The organism is Micromonospora sp. M42 (genome assembly GCF_000568915.1).
Taxonomy (GTDB): Bacteria; Actinomycetota; Actinomycetes; order Mycobacteriales; family Micromonosporaceae; genus Micromonospora; species Micromonospora chalcea.
In genome coordinates this window covers 1-4534 of sequence record NZ_KK037245.1, presented here as the reverse complement: position 1 = coordinate 4534, position 4534 = coordinate 1, and the positions used below count along the sequence as shown (strand labels likewise).

At 66.6% G+C, this 4534-nt stretch carries 5 protein-coding genes; 4 read left to right on the top strand and 1 reads right to left on the bottom strand.

The window, feature by feature from the left end:
- The first annotated feature begins 141 nt into the window (after window positions 1-141).
- Both MCBG_RS30970 and MCBG_RS30965 read left to right on the top strand, forming a co-directional pair.
- Window positions 142-2130 (top strand): hypothetical protein, encoded by a 1989-nt coding sequence (locus MCBG_RS30970; RefSeq protein WP_037933081.1) that lies wholly within the window; start codon window positions 142-144, stop codon window positions 2128-2130.
- Window positions 2131-2282: 152 nt separating this feature from the next.
- The gene (locus tag MCBG_RS30965) at window positions 2283-2795 is read left to right on the top strand and encodes a hypothetical protein (protein ID WP_223201482.1); all 513 of its coding nucleotides are present in this window, start codon (window positions 2283-2285) and stop codon (window positions 2793-2795) included.
- 126 nt (window positions 2796-2921) lie between these two features.
- Here the strand turns inward: MCBG_RS30965 and MCBG_RS30960 are convergent, their stop codons facing one another.
- Window positions 2922-3356, bottom strand: coding sequence for an ATP-binding protein (locus tag MCBG_RS30960; RefSeq protein WP_198033367.1), 435 nt, complete (start codon window positions 3354-3356; stop codon window positions 2922-2924).
- 115 nt (window positions 3357-3471) lie between these two features.
- Here MCBG_RS30960 and MCBG_RS30955 point away from each other — a divergent pair, with 115 nt between their 5' ends.
- Window positions 3472-4341 (top strand): helix-turn-helix domain-containing protein, encoded by an 870-nt coding sequence (locus MCBG_RS30955; RefSeq protein ID WP_007823103.1) that lies wholly within the window; start codon window positions 3472-3474, stop codon window positions 4339-4341.
- The coding region (locus tag MCBG_RS30950) for a DUF397 domain-containing protein (protein ID WP_043331328.1) at window positions 4338-4534 on the top strand (197 nt) is incomplete at its 3' end. The genes MCBG_RS30955 and MCBG_RS30950, both read left to right, overlap by 4 nt.

Genomic DNA, 4534 nt, shown 5'->3' with positions numbered 1-4534 from the left:
ACGGCAGGTGTGAGCGGGCGCGGGGGCCGTCTTTGGCGGGCCAACACGCCGCGCCGGTAGGCGAGTTATCGCTAGTGCATCGTGTGCTGTTTCGGTAACGTGCTGACTCCGGAGTGCTGTGGGGGCGGGTGGGGTGACGGAGTGGCGCACGAGGGCGAGGGCTTCTCGGGGATCGACCCGGAGAAGCTGCACAGGGTGGTCACCGCCGCCGAGCGGGATCAACGATGGCTCGCGGAGCGGGCGAGCTACTACAAGAACCAGTTGGCCTCCTACGGCATAGGCGGCGGCGAGTTCGGCGGCATCCAGCACACCGCGTCGTGGGCGGAGCACGAACTCCCGCTTCTGAAACGGCGCTACTACCTCTCCCTGAACGAGGGCAACGGGCCCGATTCGCGGCATCCGGGCATGGTGCGGATCAAGGAGGAGCTGGTCAGCCGCGAGGCCAACGCGAAGGCCGCGAAGGCGGCGAAGCGGGCGACCGCGCTGGCGGAGAGGGACCCCGAGGACCTGAGCCCGGAGGAATTCGACGAGCTCAAAAAGCTGTTCGCGCAGAACTACGACGAGTACCCCTTCGCTGAGAAAGTCGTCGGGGAGCTGGGCGCGAAGGGCACGCTGGAGTTCTGGGAGAAGCTCAGCAACGCGGACAGGCGGCCCGGGAGGGACGGAGGGCCGCGGTTCTTCGAGCGGGCCGACGACTTGGACGCGATGCAGAAGAACCTGAGCCTGACGGTGGCCGCGGCCACGAACTCGGACTCGGGGGCCATGCGGAAGTGGAAGAAGGACCTTCTCGGGATCGTGGACAAGCCCGTGGGGCAGACCGGCCCCGACCCGGCGGGCGGTTTCGGCGGCCCCAGGGGCTTCGTCGTCATGAGCAGCCTCATGCGGTACGGGGACTTCGACGACGCGTTCCTCGTGCGGTACGGCAAGAAGCTGGTCGACGCGGACGAGCGGGTGATGGCCGGAGCGGGCTCGCCCGGGTTCGAGGGGTGGAACACGTCGAGCCGCGTGAACCACCTCGGCGAGGACAGGGGGAACGATCCCTTCACGGGCTACCTGAAGGCGCTGTCCCACAGCCCGGACGCGGCGACGGAGTTCTTCCTGGTCGAGCACAAGAAGGAGGACGGGACGAAGGGAACCAACTTCACCTACCTCTTCGAGGAGCGCGAGTGGCCCGAGGACGGAAGGGGCGGCAAGGGCGAGGTGACGGGCCACAACGCGCTGGGCCTGGCGCTGGAGGCGGCGACGACGGGACATCGGCCGGGGGAAAGGGCCACGTTCGACGACCTAAAGCACAATGCGGCGCAGGCGGAGCTTTTCGGAAAGCTGGTGAGTTCCGTTTCCGAGGACGAGCGACCCCTCACAGAGCACGCCTTCCTCTCGGACAGCCTGGGTAATATCTCGGCCGAGTACATGCCGGAGCTTCACCTGGGCCTCTCGGAGGGCGACGAACAAAGTGAGCTCCTCTACCCCGTGAAGGGTAAGAGCGTGAGCATAGGACATGCCGAAGCGTCGCGGTGGATACACGCGGTCGGCAGAAATCCGGAAGGTTACGACCGGCTCAATGTGGCTGAGCAGGTCTACAGTGCCGAGTTGATGAAGCTTCATGCTGCCGGGAAGGGCGATTTCGCAGGGGGCCCGGATGCGGCGGTCCTGGAAATCGCGACGGACAGCGGCAGCTTTCAAGGGATCATTTCCGCAGCGAGATATTTCCAGCAGACAAAGGACAAGATCGCGGACAACGCGCGGGATGACGCGTGGAAGGGACACGTGAGCACCTGGGGCGGGTCCTTGGTCGGAAGCGCCACCGGAATCGCGATGTCCGGTTTCACCAGCCCAGGTGGAGTGATCGCGGGAGGAGCGGCGGGAACGGCCACGTCGACGCTCTTCACGGCGATTCTCGGAGGTCTTGGCGAGGACGAGGACGGCGACGTGAAAGCCGAGAACGATCGGGTCCAGGCGGCGGACGGTCGGCGCTCCCGTGTGCTGAGCACCGTCGAGGAATCGATGCGGCAAGCGGTGGGTGACGACGCCGCTCTCGTCCATCGGGGCACTGACGCGGCGGGAAAGGGTTTCATGGACGCCTACGACGTGATCGAACAGGCGGATGCCGATAAACGAGACATCGTCTGACGGGGGATGCTGCGGTGGCAAGCGGTCAAGGCCAGGGAAGTTCTCGCCGGGGGCGAGTGGCCGCGTTGGCGGCGGGCGTTGTTCTCGTGATGGTCGCGGGCCTCGTCGCCGGGTGGTATTTCGGGTGGCGGGACGAGCCGCGAGGACGAATCGTGGCGCATGACGTGTGCGCGAACATGCCGGACAGGGGCGGGGTCGCGCGGACCTTGAACCGAGTGCTGCCCAATTCTCGGACGTACGGGTTTTCTCAGAGTGGATACGAAGTCGACGAGATCTCGCGCTATGTGGACCGTTGCGTCGTCAGGGATGGCGGGGGCCGGAGTCTTCTTGTCGCCGAGACAACGCGTCTGGGGAGTCTGTCCCCGGAGCGGGTCGAGCCGCGGGTGGTGCTGAATCTGGGGCATTCGGACAAGGACGCACACCCGGATCTCGGGATAGCGGCGACGGTGAACTCGGAGACAGCGATCATTCTTGTTCCGTGCACTCCGGAGAAGAAGGACAAGACCGGTGCGTCGAGTCTGCACGTGAGCGTCACCCTCAATCAGCATCTGCGGGTGTCCGTGGAGGAGACGCGGAAGACGTTGTTGTCCCTGGTCACGAAGCTGGCACGGAAGCAGTACGCCGACGCGAAGTGCGTGCTGCCCTCGCGGTTGCCCGTGGGGTGAACCGGTGGGGGATACGCGTGGGGAGCAACGCGTGGACGGGCTGGGGCCCTTGACACGTGAGGTCGTCGCCGCGCTTCGGAGGGGCGCCGAAATCGGCGAGGCGCGCGGCGACTTGCTCCGCGTCGGCTATCCCCGCTGATCGCGCCTTCGCAGTCGTACCTCCGCCCATACCGTTTTCCTCGGTGCGGGGCCCCATTCCACGCCCCAGTCGTCCGCGAAGGCCGCTACCAGGAGCAGACCGCGGCCCCTCTCCGCGTACCAGGGTGGGGCTGTCGGCTCCAGGTCCTTGTCACCCCGCGTGTCCACCAGCTCGATCCGCAGCGTCTCCGGTGACAGGTGGAGGAGCAGCGCGAAGTCCCGGCCGTCCACATGGCCGTGCAGCACCGCGTTCGAGGCCAGCTCCGCGATGATCTGGCGGGGCGCCGTCAACCGCACTCCCCAGTCCCGCAGTTGCTCGACCGCCAACAGGCGCGCCAGGCGCGCGCCCCGGCGCGTGCTCGACAGCTGCACGCGGAAGAAATGGTGCATTGCTTCTGGCTGCTGGGTGATTTCGTGATTCACGTCACTCAGCGTGGCCCGGTCGGCTTAGGCTTTCCAGTGATCACGCCCGTACGGGCTGTGACTGTGCGGGAGAGGCCCGGGGCTTGTACGGCCCTGTGCGGGAGAGAGGAGCGCCGTGGCACGTGGAGAGTCCGACGGCTCGGGGAACCAGAACTGGGATTCCGACGAGGAGGTCGAGGACGAGGAGGACTCGGCCGCCGTTCTTGAGGCCGTGGGCCGCCAGATCAAGCTCTGGCGCCAGAGCGCCGGGTTCTCGCAGCCCGCTTTCGGTGCCGCCATCGGATACAGCGAGGCGCAGGTCTACAAGGTCGAGGCCGGCAAGCGCATCCCGAAGCCCGATTTCCTCGACAAGGCCGACGAGATCCTGAACGCGGGCGGCAAACTCGCCGAGTTCAAGCGGGACGTCGCCGAGGCCAGGTATCCGAAGAAGCTGAGGCATCTGACGAAGCTGGAGCGGGAGTCGCTGGAGATACTGATCTACGGAGCGGTCAACATCCCCGGTCTCCTCCAGTCGAAGGAGTACGCCACGGCGATGTTCGCCCAGGCCCGACCGGCACTGCTGCGCGAGCGGTTCGAGCGGCTGGTAGAGGCGCGGCTGGCTCGGCAGGCGGTCTTCGACCGGCGTCCGATGGTCACTCTGTCCTTCGTGCTGGAGGAGGTCACCCTGCGGCGGCCGATCGGTGGACGGGAAGTTCTGCGCGGCCAGTTGGAGCACCTGCTCACCGTGAGCGAGCGGCCCAACGTGGAGCTCCAGGTCATGCCGACCGAAACGGAGGAACATGCCGGTCTGGGCGGTGAGTTGCAGGTGCTGCGACTGGAGGACGGCAAGACGATCGGCTACTCCGAAGCGCAGTTGACGAGCCGCATCATCTCGGACCCGCAAGAGGTCCACGTCCTGGGCGTCCGGTATGGCATCCTGCGCTCGCAGGCCCTCGGGCCCGCCAGGACGAGGGAATTCATCGAAAAGCTGCTAGGAGACACATGACCGCGAAGCCTTCGCCCGGGGACCGCGCCGGACTGGTGTGGTTCAAGAGCAGCTACAGCGGCGCCAACAACAATGACTGCGTCGAGGTCGCCGCTGAGCCCCTCGTGCTGCACGTGCGCGACTCGAAGAACGCCGACGGTTCCGCGCTCGGATTCGCGCCGGCCGCCTGGACGCGTTTCCTCGCGGCGACGCG